Source organism: Pseudomonas sp. PDM32 (genome assembly GCF_019219225.1).
GTDB classification, from domain to species: Bacteria; Pseudomonadota; Gammaproteobacteria; order Pseudomonadales; family Pseudomonadaceae; genus Aquipseudomonas; species Aquipseudomonas laurylsulfatiphila.
On record NZ_JAHUWE010000019.1, the window covers coordinates 34,171 to 50,268 of the forward strand.

17 protein-coding genes are annotated in these 16,098 nt (G+C 58.7%); 2 read left to right on the forward strand and 15 right to left on the reverse strand.

Annotated elements, in window-relative coordinates; all coding sequences use genetic code 11:
• Positions 1–20 precede the first annotated feature (20 nt).
• The 12 genes from KW846_RS28205 to KW846_RS28260 form a co-directional block, all read right to left on the reverse strand.
• A complete protein-coding gene (locus KW846_RS28205; RefSeq protein WP_218486262.1) occupies positions 21–527 on the reverse strand; it encodes a phage major tail tube protein in 507 nt (168 codons plus the stop codon).
• Positions 527–1,693 (reverse strand): phage tail protein, encoded by a 1,167-nt coding sequence (locus tag KW846_RS28210; protein WP_218486263.1) that lies wholly within the window; start codon positions 1,691–1,693, stop codon positions 527–529. The genes KW846_RS28205 and KW846_RS28210 overlap by 1 nt, the downstream gene beginning before the upstream one ends.
• Before the next feature lies 1 nt (position 1,694).
• Positions 1,695–1,904, reverse strand: coding sequence for a hypothetical protein (locus KW846_RS28215; protein WP_218486264.1), 210 nt, complete (start codon positions 1,902–1,904; stop codon positions 1,695–1,697).
• A gap of 97 nt (positions 1,905–2,001) precedes the next feature.
• Entirely contained in the window at positions 2,002–2,427 is a 426-nt protein-coding gene (locus tag KW846_RS28220) for a phage tail assembly chaperone (RefSeq protein ID WP_218486265.1), read from the reverse strand.
• 9 nt (positions 2,428–2,436) lie between these two features.
• Positions 2,437–4,782: a phage tail protein gene (locus KW846_RS28225; protein ID WP_218486266.1), complete on the reverse strand. Its 2,346-nt coding sequence runs from the start codon at positions 4,780–4,782 to the stop codon at positions 2,437–2,439.
• Positions 4,783–5,418 (reverse strand): phage tail protein I, encoded by a 636-nt coding sequence (locus tag KW846_RS28230; RefSeq protein ID WP_218486267.1) that lies wholly within the window; start codon positions 5,416–5,418, stop codon positions 4,783–4,785.
• Positions 5,415–6,410: a baseplate J/gp47 family protein gene (locus KW846_RS28235; protein WP_218486268.1), complete on the reverse strand. Its 996-nt coding sequence runs from the start codon at positions 6,408–6,410 to the stop codon at positions 5,415–5,417. The genes KW846_RS28230 and KW846_RS28235 overlap by 4 nt, the downstream gene beginning before the upstream one ends.
• A complete protein-coding gene (locus KW846_RS28240) occupies positions 6,407–6,739 on the reverse strand; it encodes a hypothetical protein (RefSeq protein ID WP_007971123.1) in 333 nt (110 codons plus the stop codon). Before KW846_RS28240 ends, KW846_RS28235 begins: the two co-directional genes overlap by 4 nt.
• Before the next feature lie 11 nt (positions 6,740–6,750).
• Positions 6,751–7,362 (reverse strand): phage baseplate assembly protein V, encoded by a 612-nt coding sequence (locus KW846_RS28245; protein ID WP_218486269.1) that lies wholly within the window; start codon positions 7,360–7,362, stop codon positions 6,751–6,753.
• Between the two features lie 3 nt (positions 7,363–7,365).
• Entirely contained in the window at positions 7,366–7,890 is a 525-nt protein-coding gene (locus tag KW846_RS28250; protein WP_218486270.1) for a hypothetical protein, read from the reverse strand.
• 47 nt (positions 7,891–7,937) lie between these two features.
• On the reverse strand, positions 7,938–8,288 hold the full coding sequence (locus tag KW846_RS28255) for a phage holin family protein (protein WP_007971119.1): 351 nt from the start codon (positions 8,286–8,288) through the stop codon (positions 7,938–7,940).
• Between the two features lie 493 nt (positions 8,289–8,781).
• Positions 8,782–9,516, reverse strand: a complete 735-nt coding sequence (locus KW846_RS28260; protein ID WP_218486271.1) for an XRE family transcriptional regulator — start codon at positions 9,514–9,516, stop codon at positions 8,782–8,784.
• Positions 9,517–9,726: 210 nt separating this feature from the next.
• Between KW846_RS28260 and mutS the strand changes: the two genes are divergently transcribed.
• Both mutS and fdxA read left to right on the forward strand, forming a co-directional pair.
• On the forward strand, positions 9,727–12,306 hold the full coding sequence (gene mutS, locus KW846_RS28265) for a DNA mismatch repair protein MutS (RefSeq protein WP_218486272.1): 2,580 nt from the start codon (positions 9,727–9,729) through the stop codon (positions 12,304–12,306).
• Between the two features lie 142 nt (positions 12,307–12,448).
• Entirely contained in the window at positions 12,449–12,772 is a 324-nt protein-coding gene (gene fdxA, locus KW846_RS28270; RefSeq protein ID WP_007970729.1) for a ferredoxin FdxA, read from the forward strand.
• Positions 12,773–13,243: 471 nt separating this feature from the next.
• Here fdxA and rpoS read toward each other — a convergent pair whose 3' ends face one another.
• From rpoS to KW846_RS28285, 3 genes are all read right to left on the reverse strand, one after another.
• The gene (gene rpoS, locus KW846_RS28275) at positions 13,244–14,251 is read right to left on the reverse strand and encodes an RNA polymerase sigma factor RpoS (protein ID WP_007970728.1); all 1,008 of its coding nucleotides are present in this window, start codon (positions 14,249–14,251) and stop codon (positions 13,244–13,246) included.
• A gap of 105 nt (positions 14,252–14,356) precedes the next feature.
• The gene (locus KW846_RS28280) at positions 14,357–15,214 is read right to left on the reverse strand and encodes a peptidoglycan DD-metalloendopeptidase family protein (RefSeq protein WP_218486273.1); all 858 of its coding nucleotides are present in this window, start codon (positions 15,212–15,214) and stop codon (positions 14,357–14,359) included.
• A gap of 211 nt (positions 15,215–15,425) precedes the next feature.
• Positions 15,426–16,061: a protein-L-isoaspartate(D-aspartate) O-methyltransferase gene (locus tag KW846_RS28285; RefSeq protein WP_177323519.1), complete on the reverse strand. Its 636-nt coding sequence runs from the start codon at positions 16,059–16,061 to the stop codon at positions 15,426–15,428.
• Positions 16,062–16,098: the final 37 nt, after the last annotated feature.

The following is a 16,098-nucleotide window of genomic DNA, read 5'->3' on the forward strand; positions in this document are numbered from 1 at the left end:
GGGGGAAGTTCAGCGAGGTGTTACGGCAGCAATACCGCCCGACGGGCGTCGCCCAGGATGTCGACGCCGTTGAGCATGAACTTCTGGGTGCGCACGTCGATGTCGATCACCGGGATGCCGTTTTCCAGACGGGTATAGGTGCGGCAGGACAAATCCAGCGTGGTTGTGGGTTTATCGCCCATTTTCACTACGCCTGCATCCAGGGACTTCAGCTTGCCGCCGACGGTGTGGTAGGTGAACCAGGTATTGCCGTCCTGGTCCTGACCGGCTTCACGCACATTCAGCAGGATGTCTTCGCCCATCTTCACGCCCAGCGCCAGCATGATTTCCGGTCCGGCACCTTGCAGGACCAGCTTGGCACCCAGCACTTTGCCGCTCTTGACCATTTCCTCGACGATAAAGCGGCCGCCTGTCATCGGTTCCACTTCGAACTCGATCTTCGGCGGGGTGAATTCATTCACGGTCGCCGACAACGGCAGGCCTTGCAGGGTGGCCGCGATGGCCTGTCTTACACGGTTGGTAAACATTAGAGAACGTCCTCCAGGAACTGCTCGATGATTTCATCGCGGGCATTGAGTTGATAAACCATGTGTTCGTTCGGCGCGTAGCGGCCGTAGTCGATGACCACGTACCAGGTGCCGTTCTTGTACTTCTCGACGCTGTTCAATTCCGGGTGCAGGTAAACACTGCCCCCTGGAATGGTTTCGTCGGCGACCAGGGTTTGCAGCCAGTCATTGATGCGCTTGACCTCCTGATCCATGAACGACTTGGTCAGGTTTTTCGCCATGGCCTTCTGGCCGGCTGCCACCAGCTTGCGGCTGATCGCATCTTCGAGGCCGACATAGCTGATGAACTTGCCGGTGATGGAGCGGTTACCCAGCAGCGAGAAGCCGCCGAGGACCGTGCGGGCGTAGTAGCTGATGCCATAGCGGTTGAGCAGATCGCCCTCGGTGGAGTTATCGAGGATGTTGTATTCCACGACCCGGGAAACGTCCTCGGCGAAGGTCACCTGGTTGCCCGGACTTTCCCATTGCTTGACCTTGGCCAGCGCAGCGATGGCCAGACTCGAAGGCGACAGGAACACGTTTTTCTTCGCTGCCTTGGAGTAGACCGATGGCATGTTGTGCACCAGCAGGCATCGATCGAAACCGAGCTCCGCACCGCCCAGTTCCTGGCTGTAAGTCACCTGATCGGCAACGGCGGCATCCTTGCCGTCGAGCACCACACGCGCCTTGATGCGCTTGCCGAATGAGGCAAACTCACTGGCGACCGCCTTGGTACTGGTAAAACCCGGTGCGCCGATGATGGTCAGGTCTTCTGGCACGCCGCTGAGTGCAGCGAGACCGAGCTTGCGACCCGTCAGCGGATCGACGCCGCCGATCACATTGTTCAGCGTGTCGGCCGGGGTTGTGCCCTCGTCGACGATGACCACGTAGACTGGCACCTTGACCACTTTGAGGATCTGGAAAACTGCATGAAACAGCGTGCCTTCTTCGGCGCCGGTTGGATCGAGCAGTGCCTGGGTGGTGAAGCTGTTGATGCGAAATGGCGCATTGCGCGGAATCAGCGGATCGGCCTTCGGCGCGGTGCCGATCAGACCGATGACGTTATCACCCAGGCCACCCATGGCCTCGGGGGATTCGGAGGCATTGACGCTAATGCCGTTGTGTTCGAAGTTCAGAACCTCAGCCATATTATTCAGCCTTCTTTGTAACGGCCTTTTTGGCCGGGTTGGATTCGGCGGTCGATTCTTCCGCCTCGTTTTTCTTCCGTTCGAGGCGACCGGCGCTGCGCAACGCGCTGGCCTCCACATCGAGCAATTTCAGTTCCTGGCCGATGCTTGACCAGTGCCCACCCCCTATAGGGAATGGACGGAGCACGGTGTACGTTTGGCGTTCTGTCATTTCTGTTTCTCCATAAACAAAAAAGCCCCTTTTTCGAGGAAGGGGCAGATTGGGTGTTGATTAGCGGATAAGAAAACGCCCCGACGGTACGGGGCGTTTATTGAACCTGGCCGGACAGCCAAGGAGGTGTAACCGGACGGCCTGCCTCCATGGGAAACTCAGCGCTTTGAGGCCAATCGCGCAACTGTAGGCGGTATGTCTGCAATGCTCGGAACTGCTCCGCGCTCAAGGTGGTTGCCACCTGACTTTCCACTTCGTCACGGTGGCGAGCTACAGCGCCGTCAGTAGCGGCGAGCTGTCCGTCACGCCAGACACGCTCAATTGCAGCGACTTGCGCCGAAGAGGGCGGCGGCGCATCCATCAACTCAGGATAACCATCATCACCCCAAGTAATGACTTTGCCTTGCGACTCCCCAGCCAACAGTTCTGCATGAGTTTCAGCGGAAATTTCCACCACGTCGTCAGGTATCGACGTATGAAAAAAAGGGTCATAAAAACCACAGGTAGATTTTGAAGCCAGCATAAATTCCCCTTAGTAACCTATGACTCGATAACCACCAGTCTGAGTGGCTACCGTCGCCGATTGATTCCAAAAACGCATTTGAGTAGCCGAGAGAGTCTGGCAGTTGACTCCAGGTATACCCGAAGCAGTTGCCCCTCCGACTGCAGAGAGGCCTACCGGTCCGTTCGGAAACGCAATCGGAAATGTGAGTACCACCGAACCACCGGCAGCAATGGGTGGGATAACGCCCCATTGCTCCAGAGCACCCGAGGGGTCTTTTCGGTATCCATTGGCCTCCATCAACGCACCGAACGGAGTCGTCTTGCCAGCGACCCCAGTCCCCAACAGCAACCAGATCCCACTGCCGATGCAGGTGATATCGATGTAAGTGTCAGGGGGAATGGAACGACTCGCGGAACTGGCCGCCACGACGAGACTCTCTTGCATTTTGTCTGTGCCCTGGGTGACCAGGGTCAGGTTCGCCACTGACCAGTTCTGCAAACGAATAGTGCAGCCAGGCAGAACTCCGTTGGCCGCGGAGTCAGGGATACTGTATGACGCAGGACCACTGCCAAAGGCGTGAACCATCCCCCCCAAGTGCGCCGCAATACCGGTCATCGCGTTGGTGAACGAATAGAAACCACCCAGCTCGAACCCTCTCGTTCTAGCCCATTCGGTTGTCGCCAGTTTTTTGGTGTTATCGAAGCGCGGAGGTGTGTTTGCCAATACCGCGGAATACTGCAGCTGGGCGGACCCCGACGCCCACCAGCTGGAGGTGCCGTTGCTGACCAGCTCGAGCTCGCTCCCCGGTTGAAGCACTATAGAGGCGATCTGCCCATTGCCACAGTTGATGTTGTCGGTCCCCGCACAGACGACCGTGACCACCCCGCTGCCACTGTTTCGAAAGTTGATCGCGCCGCCAGCCGCAAGCGCATTGGCCGCGGGCAGCGTGACCTGGAACGACCCGATCACCGTTACGATCGTCCCGACCGCCGCGGTGGTTAGCGTCGTGGCTGCGGTCAGGCTGGTAAAACCGCGATAGTTACCTTGGCTGCGCCGGGTAAACTCTGTTGTGGCGAAAGCTTTGGAGTCGTCGAACAACGGTTGCGTTGTCCAGTTCGGACCCGACATGATGCCGGCATACTTGAGTGCGGCAGAGCCGCCAATCAAACGCCACAAATTCCCAACCCGGACAAACTCCGCCGTATCTCCTTGCACGAGCGAAATGTTCCCCAGATAGTTCACCGCATCGATGATCTCGCCAGGGCCCGAAGTGACGGTGAGTGCTCCCTGGCCGCACACGAGGTAGACCATCGCACCTCGCGGAATGACACCTCCACCGACAGGAAGGGTCACTGTCGCCGTTCCAGTAACCGCAAAGGACGCAAGTTTACCGACGTCCGCCAGTGTCATGACCGTGGACGTGGAGTAGTTGGTGTATTCGCCAAACTCCACGCCGCGACGTCTCAGATAGGCCGAGTTGATCAACAACTGCGAGTTGTCGAATTGCGCCGGCGTATTCGCTGTAGGGCTGATCAGCGCTGGCGAGTCGATCGGTGCAAATCCTTGGGTCACGTTCTGAAAGGTCAGGGCCGTGGTGCCGAGAACAATCACGCCATCGGTGACCAGTTGCCAGATCGTATCGGCATTGCTGCTCCCCTGCTCAACAGAGACCGTCAGCCCTGACGTTACGTCCGCACTTGAATCGGCATCCTTTGCACGGGCCCAGCCCGCCACAGCCGCGACCCATATGCCATTGTCCTTTGCCAGGGTCTGACTCTTGACCAGGACACGATCGCCCGCGACAACAGCCACACCATCGATCATTTGAGCGCCAGTCAAAGCGATGTTGGCTGTGGTTGCCACTCGTACCGATTGTTTGGCATCAAGCTTGCCCAGCTCTGCCGCTACATAGTCCGCGACCCAGGCTCGCGTCGCTTTAACCACTGTATCGTCAATCAACAGCGTCACCAGCGAAGCATTGCTGGTCTCGAAAATCGAGCGAATGTAAAACTCTTTCCCCGAACCCGAGGTCGCCAGAATCGGCTTGAACGACTCCGGGTATTTGACGATCGCGTAAAGAATCCCGGTGTCCGTCCACAGCCCCGCTTCCCGCACATACCAGCCACCCACCTCCGACGGGATGGTCACCTCGGCCAGCAGCCAGCTCGGATTTTTTTCGTCCTGGAACAAAGCATTGAGTGGCCCGCGCCACACTTCGCGCTTGAGCGCCGTGGCGGTCGCCGCCGGGTTGTAGACCATGCCGCCGCCGTCACCGACCGATATCTGCGACAGCCTGATAGGAATGCCCGCGGCCTTGCAGGCGGTTTCGTAAGCAATCCCTGCATTGGTGAGCAGGGTGTAATAGTCAGCCATTCAGGCCCCCTGAGGATAAATAGTGGATGTTTCAACGGTGTAGAGACCGGCGGCCATAAAGGCTTTACCCGATGCCTCCAGCCCTTCGATGACAATCGGATAAACCGTCGCCAGCTCCCCGCAGACGGTCGTCGCGCTGATGACGTGGCTGCCAAAGGCACTCAAGCCGACCGATACCGACACGCTGTCGCGTTCGCTTTTGGCGTCCGCCAGGCGTCGGTCCAGACGTGCGTCGATCTCTTCGCTGTAGGGTTGATCGGTAAAAGCCCTGACGGAAAAGCTGTAGGGCGTACCCGGTGGCGTCTGTTCGTACCAGGCACGCACCTCAGGCATCAAGCGCAAGCCCTTGGCGGCGTTTTCCAGCGCCTGCCGCGTGCCGGCCTGCCGGGCGGTGGGCCAGGCAAGCCCCACCGTCAACCGTTTTTCCAGCTCTACTGCCTCAGCGTTCCACTCGCTGACACCCCGGTCCGCCGCGAGGTAAGGCAGAAACGCCAAGGGCGTCGCAGCAGGGTTCATCAATTCGGGGAACGGCGGTGCAATGCGATCAAGCAAAACACCGAAGCCGAGATCGAGGGCCCTTTCCAACGGTGAACTGTTGGCCGGCAACAGGCTCATACGAAGCGTTGGATCACTCATAGGGTGAGCACCTCCACCTCGACACCCGTGCAATAAGGCGCCTCAAAGGCCGTCGTCACAATCGGCTCGAGGGGTTCCAGAATCTCCAGCTGAACCGCCCCGGCGTTATGCAGCGTGTAGTCGATCCAGCTCGGATCGACCCGTCCTTCGAGGCGATGGCAACTGTCGGCATAAACTTGCAGCTGCTGTTGCGCAGCGGCTTTCGTCAGCCCCGAATCAGGGCCGGCGTTGATCCTGGCAACCACGCGGATCTTGTAGTTCTGGATATGCGCACCCTGGACGGTGACCCGATCGGTCTCCGGCCGCACATCAGGGCGAGAAAAGTGCTGGCGTACACCCTCGAGCAAATCGTCGCTGGCCGTACCATCGCCCTCCCGCGAAAGCACCGTGACCATCACTTCGCCGGGAGCAGTGCGTCGTCCATTACCGTCCTTGATCTGCGCGGCATAGCCGTCCGGGGCGAAGCTATACGTAACAGTTACCTCACCCGCGGTTGCCGTTTCCACCCTCACTGATGGCCGCTCGCCGAGGGTGAATACTTCCCGGCGATACTGCATCCGCGAACCGGCGGCCGGTGCGTGGGGTGCCAGGTAGTAACGTAACCGGGCATCGTCGTCGCTCTCATACACTGGGGCCACCGGCGGAAACGCCAGCGGGTCACCAGGATCCAGCAATTGGCGTTCAAGGCCCATGTCTGCGAGGCGGGCATCGAGATTGCTGCCGGTAGCCCACCACGCCAGCATCTGCTTGATCCGTGCGTTGTACTTGCGTTCGTGAAGTTGCAAACGCACGCAAAACGCCTCTAACGCCAGAGTCAGCAGTTCGCTTTCATTCTCAAGGCTGAGTTTGAGCATTGCCGCACTCTCGGGGGAGCGGGCACCCACGTACTCGACGACAAACGTCTTGAACTCTGCGAGCAGATCCTCAAAAGCGTCGACGGCGACGATTGCCGGCTCCGACAACTGGTTCTGCCCCGGTATCAACATGCTCATGTCACCACCTCGAAGGTTTGATTACGGTTTTTCCACGTGCCAGAGAAACGCAACATCAACCCCGCCCCCTGGCGACTGGCGACAATGACATCTGGTTGAAAATCTCCGATGCCGTTCTGATGGTTGTAAAACGCTTGCGCGGCATGGCTCTGGGCCAGGATCAACAAGTCGTCACCGAGGTTCTGCCCCAATAAATCCGGGATGGCGCAGCCATACAAAGGGCGCTTCTGACGTGTACCCAACGGCGTGGTCAGCGCGCGGGTTGCGCGCTGTACAAATTGAGGCCAGTCGTCGACCGCCGCGCCTGTATTACGATCGATTCCAATCATGGGGAAACTCTTTATGCAGGGCTGATGACACGACCCTGGTGATCTACCAAGGGGCCGCTCAGGTGCACACCGGAAGCGTCGAGTCGCATCCCCGTCGCACCCAGTTGCAGTTCAATGGATTCAGAAGTCATCGCCATTCGCGCCGGGCCGATTTTCAACTCGAGCACTTCGCGAGAGGCGGTCAGCAGCGCCGGGGCATTTTTCCAGTGCAGGGCATGACTGACGTCGTCGTAGCTGCTTTCAGTGCCGTCCCGATAGAGGCGACGCGTCAGCGATGCCTGTGTCGAGACAGGGGGAAACTGATTGCTGGTCAGCCCGAACAACGCAACGGATTGGGCGCTGCTTTCACCACCGCCGTGGTTGAGTAACAGGCATTGCTCGCCAACGGACGGTATTCGCGTCTCACTTTGCCCCCCCGCACTGGGGTTGAAAAAGCGGATGGCCGGCGTCAACAGTTCACCGTGCCTGACTCTGCAAGTGTTGCCGACCGGATCGACCTCCTGGCACACACCAACACGACACAGACTGTCAGTACGCCGGTAGAGATCCTCAAACTCAGTCTCCATCTCAGCCAGACGCTCAATGATCGGGCCAAGCTGTAGATGTAAAAGCGAATCGAACATGGCTCAGCCCTCCAGTTCCTTGTATTGATCCGGGTCGTCGATGTTCGAGACTTCCCAGGTACAGGCAAACTTCGGAGTGCCCAGCGGGTCGTCCAGCAGAAGTGGACCGAGGTATAGCGCCTGGCTAAAGGACAGGGTCCAGGTCGGGTATTGCCGTGTTTCGCGGATCAGGATTGAAGGTATGGCGTCGAGGTTCAGCGGCAGGTCGCATTGATCCTTCGGCAGCCCCCAGCGGTTATCCGTGGCCAGATCCTTGAGTGCACTGGCCAAATCACAAGCGGCCAATCCGGAGCCAGCCTGCATGGCTTGCGCAATAACTTGCAGCGAGATCGTCAATACATGAGCGATACGCCCATCACTGGCAGGGCAGCCAGGTGCGTCACGCTCAATGGTGATCAGGACCCACGGTTGTTCGCCGACGTCCGTGAAGTCCTCATGACTTCCGACGTTTATACCGAGTGCCGAGTTGCTCAGCGCCAAGGCAATGGCGGCCAAAAACTGTGAAGGTTTTTCGATGATGGAGGGCATATTGGACGTCCTGTTCTTATTTCGGCGAGCTCGATCAGCCAGCCATTTCACTGTTGGTCGGGACGAGAATCACGGGCTGGCACTTCACAGACGCCTATTCGCCTGGCCGCCCAACGCTCATAAAGCCCGATGGCCACATCCGCCCCGGCCATCGCCGTCAGGCAACCAAAAGCCCCCGCCGCCCAGATCGACACGCCGGCGGCATACAGCAGCATGATTGCCGAGACCCCGCAGATCATGCAGGCCCCTGAGCGCAAGGCCAGGCGTCGCAGCAATGACCAGCCGCGGGCGCCCTCCTTGTCGGCGCGCCACATTTCGCCGGACACCCCGCCCAGCAAGGCGAGGACGATGACGAGCCAGATCGGCATGTCCAGCAACGCTTGTTGCTCGTTTGTCATGTCACGCCTCCCGGGGTGATTGATGAATGTTGTGTAAGGGGCAAACGCTTTCCTTTTTCAGGTAGGCATTCCAAAAAGCCCGGTGTGAGCCGGGCTTTTCAGTAATGCGGTCCTTCGCGTTGATCGTTCGGCGCTACTGGCGCGGTACGGATCGATTCAAATTGTTCCTCCGACCGCGGTCCCTGCCCGCCGGATAACTGCTTCTGGTGCTTTACGCTGCACACCCGGGTCAGTTGCCAACCCTCTGAACCGTTAAGGCCGGTTCATCGCTGCCTGTGTGGTGGAACTAAAGAGCTTCGTTTCGAGCTGCTTTGTCGAGCGGCTTGAGACAAAGAATATGCATGGATGCATATACAGTCAATGCACAAATGCATTTATTTATGCATTTGTTTTGCGTTAACGCATGAAAGCCCCAGCCGCACAGGTCATGACGTGTTTTTGGCAGGCGAAAAAAAACCCGCTCGTGAGCGGGTTTTAGCGAGTAGAGCGATTGTCAGCGGGCGTACATGCCCCACCAGAAAACATGACCGAGGATGACGATCTGCTCTTCCTGGATTTCCTGGAAGCTGTAGTCCTCGTCCGGATGTTCGTCGCGGTTGAAGCTGCGCAGGCGAATCCCGGTCGGCAGGCGATACAGCTGCTTCACCCGAAGTTGTCCGTTGTGATTGATTGCATAAAGGTCGCCGTCAACGATATCGCCTATGCCGCACTTGCCGGCATTCACACCGACCGTCGCCCCGTCACGCAGTACCGGCAACATGCTGTTGCCCCGCACTGTCACGCACTTGGCCTGGTCGAACTGTACGCCGTTATGGCGCAGGCTACGTTTGCCGAAGCGCAGGCTAGAGCGCTCGCTTTCTTCGATGACAAATCTTCCCGATCCTGCGGCCAATTCAACCTCGCGAAGAAAGGGGACCGACACCTCGTCGTCATCGACAGGGGTATCGTCGTCCCACAGGCTTATATCCTTGAGTTCCGAATGCACAGGAGCGCGCCCGGCATTGGCGGCAGCCGCGACGTCCGCACGACCTCGCAATTGGTCGGTACTCACGCAGAAGTACTCGGCGATCTTCGAAATATGTTTATCCGAAGGATCGACGATCTTCCCGCTGAGAATGCGCGAGAGCGTGGATTGAGGCACGCCGGTACGACGGTGAAGCTCCGTGGGGGAGATACCGTGCTGGTCGAGCAATGCTCTTAAGACAGTAGATACGTTGCGTTTGTGCATACCGCGCATAGTGCTGGTTATTTTCGCAGAAGACAAATGCCCGATTGCATAATCGATGCATAACCTGTTTTCTGCATCGTAAAAGATGTCACCCGGCCGCGATGCCTGCGTCGGGTAGAGCGCCCATGGTAACCTTGCGCCCATCGCGGAAAAGCCCGGCCATTGCCCCGCTTTTGCCCCACCTCTTTCAACGAGCTTCCTGACAATCCGATGAATAAAGCCGTCTCCGACCTGTCCTCCCACACCCCCATGATGCAGCAGTACTGGCGCCTGAAAAACCAGCACCCGGACCAGCTGATGTTCTACCGCATGGGCGACTTCTACGAGATCTTCTATGAAGACGCGAAGAAGGCCGCCAAGTTGCTGGACATCACCCTGACCGCCCGCGGGCAGTCGGCGGGGCAGGCGATTCCGATGTGCGGGATTCCTTACCATGCCGCCGAGGGTTACCTGGCGAAACTGGTGAAGCTTGGCGAGTCGGTGGTGATCTGCGAGCAGGTCGGTGACCCGGCCACCAGCAAAGGGCCCGTGGAGCGGCAGGTCGTGCGCATCATCACGCCGGGGACGGTGAGTGACGAGGCGTTACTCGACGAGCGTCGGGACAACCTGATCGCTGCCGTCCTGGGTGATGAGCGTCTGTTCGGCCTGGCGGTGCTGGACATCACCAGTGGCAACTTCAGCGTGCTGGAAATCAAGGGGTGGGAAAACCTGCTGGCGGAACTGGAGCGGGTCAACCCGGTGGAACTGCTGATCCCCGATGACTGGCCCAAGGATTTGCCGGCGGAAAAACGCCGCGGTGTGCGTCGTCGTGCGCCGTGGGATTTCGAGCGCGATTCGGCGCTCAAAAGCCTGTGCCAGCAATTCTCGACCCAGGACCTCAAGGGCTTTGGCTGCGAAAACCTGACCCTGGCCATCGGCGCCGCCGGTTGCCTCCTGGCCTACGCCAAGGAAACCCAGCGCACCGCCCTGCCTCACCTGCGCAGCTTGCGTCATGAACGCCTGGACGACACCGTGGTACTCGATGGCGCCAGCCGTCGCAACCTGGAGCTCGACACCAACCTGGCCGGCGGCCGCGACAACACCCTGCAATCGGTGGTGGACCGTTGCCAGACTGCCATGGGCAGCCGCCTGCTGACCCGCTGGCTGAATCGCCCGTTACGCGATTTGACGGTGCTGTTGGCGCGCCAGACCTCGATCACCTGCCTGCTCGACGGTTACCGTTTCGAGAGACTGCAACCGCAGCTCAAGGAAATCGGTGACATCGAGCGGATTCTTGCGCGGATCGGCCTGCGCAACGCCCGCCCGCGCGACCTCGCCCGCTTGCGTGACGCCCTCGGCGCACTGCCGGAACTGCAAGTGGCAATGACAGAGCTCGAAGCCCCGCACCTCCAGCAACTCGCCAGCATCACCAGTACCTACCCGGAACTGGCGGCCCTGCTGGAGAAGGCCATCATCGACAACCCGCCCGCGGTCATTCGGGACGGCGGCGTACTGAAAACCGGCTACGACAGCGAACTCGACGAGCTGCAATCGCTCAGCGAAAACGCCGGGCAATTCCTGATCGACCTAGAAGCACGGGAAAAGGCCCGCACCGGCCTGTCGCACCTGAAGGTCGGCTACAACCGCATTCACGGTTACTTCATCGAGTTGCCAAGCAAGCAGGCGGAGTCGGCACCCGCCGACTATATTCGCCGCCAGACGCTCAAAGGTGCCGAGCGTTTCATTACGCCGGAACTCAAAGCGTTCGAAGACAAGGCATTGTCAGCCAAGAGCCGTGCCCTGGCCCGCGAGAAGATGCTGTACGAAGCGCTGCTCGAAGACCTGATCGCCCAGCTGCCACCCTTGCAGGACACCGCCGGTGCCCTGGCCGAACTGGACGTCTTGAGCAACCTAGCCGAGCGTGCACTGAACCTCGACCTGAACTGCCCGCGCTTCGTCAGCGAACCGTGCATGCGCATCAGCCAGGGCCGCCATCCGGTGGTCGAGCAAGTGCTGACCACCCCGTTCGTGGCCAACGACCTGAGCCTGGACGACAACACGCGCATGCTGGTGATCACCGGCCCGAACATGGGCGGTAAATCCACCTACATGCGTCAGACCGCTCTGATTGTGCTGCTGGCGCACATCGGCAGCTTCGTGCCGGCGGCCAGTTGCGAATTGTCGCTGGTCGACCGCATCTTCACCCGGATCGGTTCCAGCGATGACCTGGCCGGCGGGCGCTCGACCTTCATGGTGGAAATGAGCGAAACCGCGAACATTCTGCACAACGCCACCGAGCGCAGCCTGGTGTTGATGGACGAAGTCGGGCGCGGCACCAGCACCTTCGACGGCCTGTCGCTGGCCTGGGCGGCGGCCGAACGCCTGGCGCATCTGCGTGCCTACACGCTGTTCGCCACCCACTACTTCGAACTGACCGTCCTGCCGGAGGCCCAGCCGCTGGTGGCCAACGTGCACCTCAATGCCACCGAGCACAATGAACGCATCGTGTTCCTGCACCACGTGCTGCCGGGGCCGGCCAGCCAGAGTTATGGCCTGGCCGTGGCACAGCTGGCAGGTGTACCGACCGAAGTCATTACCCGCGCCCGCGAGCATTTGAGCCGCCTGGAAGACACCGCCCTGCCCCATGAGTCGCCAGCACCGACCAAAGGTAAACCGGCGGCTCCACAGCAAAGCGACATGTTCGCCAGTCTGCCGCACCCGGTGCTGGATGACCTGGCCAAGCTCGATCTAGACGACATGACACCACGGCGTGCGCTCGAATTGCTCTATACACTGAAGACACGGATCTAACGCAGCGGCTTGCAAGCTGTTAGAATCTCGCGCGGTTTGGGATGCTGCTGGCTAATAGCCTGGCCAGCAGACTATCGCTCCCGAACCTGGCGACCCCTACGAGAAGGGGCGCAGCAAGCCGCGCCTGAGGAGAAAATTAGAAATGACCTTCGTCGTCACCGACAACTGCATCAAGTGCAAGTACACCGACTGCGTAGAAGTCTGTCCGGTGGACTGCTTTTACGAAGGCCCGAATTTCCTGGTGATTCACCCGGATGAGTGCATCGATTGCGCGTTGTGCGAACCTGAATGCCCTGCCGTGGCTATCTTCTCCGAAGATGAGGTTCCGGCCGGCATGGAGAACTTCATCGAGCTGAACGCTGAGTTGGCCGATATCTGGCCAAACATCACCGAACGCAAGGATCCAATGCCCGATTCCGCAGAATGGGATGGCAAGCCAGGCAAGATCGCAGACCTCGAACGCTGATTACCCCCGCGTTCGCGAAAAAGGCCCCACAAGGGCCTTTTTGCTTTTCTGCGGGCAAAAAAAGGGGCGGTTTGACCCGCCCACATTTTTTCCCTATTCCCTGTATTCCTTTTCATCATCCTGATGAATCGCGTCCTGCGATTTCCATATCCCTCATCCTTGAAGGACGTGTCTGTCCGTCGACACAACCTCAATATTAGAGTGTTCCCCTGGGGGATCAATCGCCCCTTGGCACGAAACCCAGCTGTCACACGTCATTAATAATAAAAAATAGCCATATAAATCAAAAAGATAAAAACGAAAGGCGTTCAACATGGACGATTGCCAGGGTGTAAAAATAACGAACACTTACGCAAGTGTAAGCCTGGGCTTACAGCACGAAACCAAAATCCGGAGGGGATTCGGTCTTTTGGTCAGGCAATAAAAAACCCCGAGCCAGTCGGGGTTTTTCATGCCATCGCAGTGAATGCCTTATTGGAACAGCGACTCACTCGACAGACCATTTTTTTCCAGGATCTCGCGCAGTCGCTTCAAGCCTTCCACCTGAATCTGCCGGACCCGCTCACGGGTCAGGCCGATTTCCAGGCCGACATCTTCAAGGGTGCTGCTTTCATGACCGCGCAGGCCGAAGCGGCGTACAACCACCTCGCGTTGCTTGTCGGTCAGCTCCGAGAGCCATTGATCGATGCTCTGGGACAGGTCGTCATCCTGCAAGAGTTCGCATGGATCGGTCGGGCGGTCGTCAGTCAGGGTGTCGAGCAGGGTTTTATCCGAATCCGGACCCAGCGAGACGTCGACGGAGGAAACCCGCTCGTTAAGGCCGAGCATGCGCTTGACCTCTCCCACCGGTTTTTCCAGCAGGTTGGCGATTTCTTCGGGTGAGGGTTCATGGTCGAGTTTTTGCGTCAGTTCCCGCGCAGCCCGCAGGTACACATTCAGCTCTTTGACCACATGGATCGGCAGCCGGATGGTCCGGGTCTGATTCATGATTGCGCGTTCGATGGTCTGGCGAATCCACCAGGTCGCGTAGGTCGAGAAGCGGAAGCCGCGTTCCGGATCGAACTTCTCTACCGCCCGGATCAAGCCGAGGTTGCCCTCTTCGATCAGGTCCAGCAGCGACAGCCCACGATTGACATAGCGTCGGGCGATTTTCACCACCAGTCGCAGGTTGCTTTCAATCATGCGCTTGCGCCCGGCCGGATCGCCACTTTGCGACAGGCGCGCAAAATGAACTTCTTCTTCGGGTGATAGCAGGGGAGAAAAACCAATTTCATTGAGATACAACTGCGTTGCATCGAGTGCCCGCGTGTAGTCAATGTACTTGTGTTGTTTCAACGATGCGGAGTGTTTGGATTTGGCACGAACGGAAGGTGGAGCCGCCCCTTCATCATTCGACATCGAATCCGTATCGATGCCGCTCTCCATCAGGAGAACCTCATCGTCGATGTCAAACTCCGGCACTTCTTTACTGAGAGCCATTGTTATAGTCCTTTGGTGAGTTCGACCTCAAGCTCAAGCGGCGCCTTTCTCCCTGGCAACGCTGGAGCCTGTCCCCTCTACGCGACGGAACAGGCTGGTAAGCGATCAACGACGTGGCAGGAATTGCAGCGGATCTACAGGTTTACCTTGGCGGCGAATCTCAAAATGCAGTTTCACCCGGTCTGTACCCGTTGACCCCATTTCGGCAATTGTCTGTCCGACCTTGACCTGCTGCCCCTCCCGAACCAACAGCCTGCGGTTATGTCCGTAGGCACTGACGTAGGTTTCACTGTGCTTGATGATCACTAATTCGCCGTAGCCCCTTAAGCCACTCCCGGCGTATACCACCGTCCCATCAGACGCAGCTAAAACAGGCTGTCCCAAATCTCCGGCGATATCAATTCCTTTATTCAAACTACCGTTTGAAGAGAATTTTCCAATGAGAATGCCATTAGATGGCCATCCCCAGCCGGTCGGGGCTGGCCCCGGGGGAGGCAACGGAGCGGGGGCAGGCTTGCTCGCGACGGACGGTACAACCGTCGTTGTGCTGGTGGTCGTACCGTTTGCCGAACGACGGATGACCGTGGTTTTACTCGACGACGAAGGTGTTGAACTGGACGAACCGACCACCGCCGTCGACGTTGAATCGGTACGACCGTCAAAGCGAATCGTCTGACCCGGATGAATGGTGTAGGGCGCTGGAATATTGTTTCGGGCCGCCAGGGCCTTGTAGTCCCAGCCGTAACGGAAGGCAATGGAAAACAGCGTGTCCTTGGGACGCACCACGTATTGCCCGGTGGTGACCGCCGGACGCTGAGCCGCGGCATTGTTGCGATCCACGACACGAACATCACTGGATTTATTGCTGGAACAACCGACCAGCAATGTACTCAAGACAAGGCCAGTCACCAGGCGCTGAAAGCTCGTTTTACTCATACGCTGCGCAATGACTGTGAGACTCACCCGCCGCTCCCTCTGTGGTGGCTGAAAATGTGAAATACCGGAGTCCGGCATGAACTGTCGCAAGTATAACGGGCCGTGCACGCTTTACCTTTAATGTGGCGAATCGCTGTCGCGCACACGTTTGCTGCCTGAAGATGAATCCCGTTGAAACAATCGATGCCGCTGTAAGACAAAGGCAATCGAAGAGAATTCAGCGCGTCGAAACAAATGCTCAGGCCAATGGCCCATTGAGCAATGGCACGAAGCGCACAGCCCCCAGAACATGCCTGGAAAAACCTTGTTCCTCACGGATGATCAGCATCAATTGCTGGACTTCGCCGGCCCCCACCGGGATCACCATTCGGCCTCCGGGTGCCAGCTGGTCAAGCAATGCCTGGGGCACATCGGTCGCCACGGCAGTGACGATAATCCCGTTGTACGGCGCCAGTGCCGGCCAACCTTCCCAACCATCGCCCCAGCGGAACACCACGTTGCGCAGGTTCAGTTCGACCAGACGTTCCTTTGCCCGATCCTGCAGAACCTTGATGCGCTCGACCGAGAACACTCGCTCGACCAGTTGCGACAGCACCGCCGTCTGATAACCCGACCCGGTGCCAATTTCCAGCACCTTGTCGAGAGGACCGGCCTCCAGCAGCAGCTCGCTCATGCGCGCCACCATATAAGGCTGGGAGATGGTCTGGTTGTTGCCAATCGGCAGCGCGGTGTCTTCATAGGCACGGTGCGCCAGCGCTTCGTCGACGAACAGGTGACGCGGGGTCCGGCGAATGACCTCCAGCACCTTCGCGTTGGAGATGCCTTCTTCATACAGGCGCTGGATGAGCCGCTCCCGGGTTCGCTGGGAGGTCATGCCGATACCGCGACGCAGCATATCGTCTTGTTCGCGA

Coding starts and splice junctions, on each gene's coding strand:
- mutS (WP_218486272.1), top strand. CDS start 9,727: ATGAATAAAGCCGTCTCCGACCTGTCCTCCCACACCCCCATGATGCAG.
- fdxA (WP_007970729.1), top strand. CDS start 12,449: ATGACCTTCGTCGTCACCGACAACTGCATCAAGTGCAAGTACACCGAC.
- KW846_RS28205 (WP_218486262.1), bottom strand. CDS start 527: ATGTTTACCAACCGTGTAAGACAGGCCATCGCGGCCACCCTGCAAGGC.
- KW846_RS28210 (WP_218486263.1), bottom strand. CDS start 1,693: ATGGCTGAGGTTCTGAACTTCGAACACAACGGCATTAGCGTCAATGCC.
- KW846_RS28215 (WP_218486264.1), bottom strand. CDS start 1,904: ATGACAGAACGCCAAACGTACACCGTGCTCCGTCCATTCCCTATAGGG.
- KW846_RS28260 (WP_218486271.1), bottom strand. CDS start 9,516: ATGCACAAACGCAACGTATCTACTGTCTTAAGAGCATTGCTCGACCAG.
- KW846_RS28255 (WP_007971119.1), bottom strand. CDS start 8,288: ATGACAAACGAGCAACAAGCGTTGCTGGACATGCCGATCTGGCTCGTC.
- KW846_RS28285 (WP_177323519.1), bottom strand. CDS start 16,061: ATGACCTCCCAGCGAACCCGGGAGCGGCTCATCCAGCGCCTGTATGAA.
- KW846_RS28240 (WP_007971123.1), bottom strand. CDS start 6,739: ATGATTGGAATCGATCGTAATACAGGCGCGGCGGTCGACGACTGGCCT.
- KW846_RS28235 (WP_218486268.1), bottom strand. CDS start 6,410: ATGAGCATGTTGATACCGGGGCAGAACCAGTTGTCGGAGCCGGCAATC.
- KW846_RS28245 (WP_218486269.1), bottom strand. CDS start 7,362: ATGTTCGATTCGCTTTTACATCTACAGCTTGGCCCGATCATTGAGCGT.
- KW846_RS28250 (WP_218486270.1), bottom strand. CDS start 7,890: ATGCCCTCCATCATCGAAAAACCTTCACAGTTTTTGGCCGCCATTGCC.
- rpoS (WP_007970728.1), bottom strand. CDS start 14,251: ATGGCTCTCAGTAAAGAAGTGCCGGAGTTTGACATCGACGATGAGGTT.
- KW846_RS28225 (WP_218486266.1), bottom strand. CDS start 4,782: ATGGCTGACTATTACACCCTGCTCACCAATGCAGGGATTGCTTACGAA.
- KW846_RS28220 (WP_218486265.1), bottom strand. CDS start 2,427: ATGCTGGCTTCAAAATCTACCTGTGGTTTTTATGACCCTTTTTTTCAT.
- KW846_RS28230 (WP_218486267.1), bottom strand. CDS start 5,418: ATGAGTGATCCAACGCTTCGTATGAGCCTGTTGCCGGCCAACAGTTCA.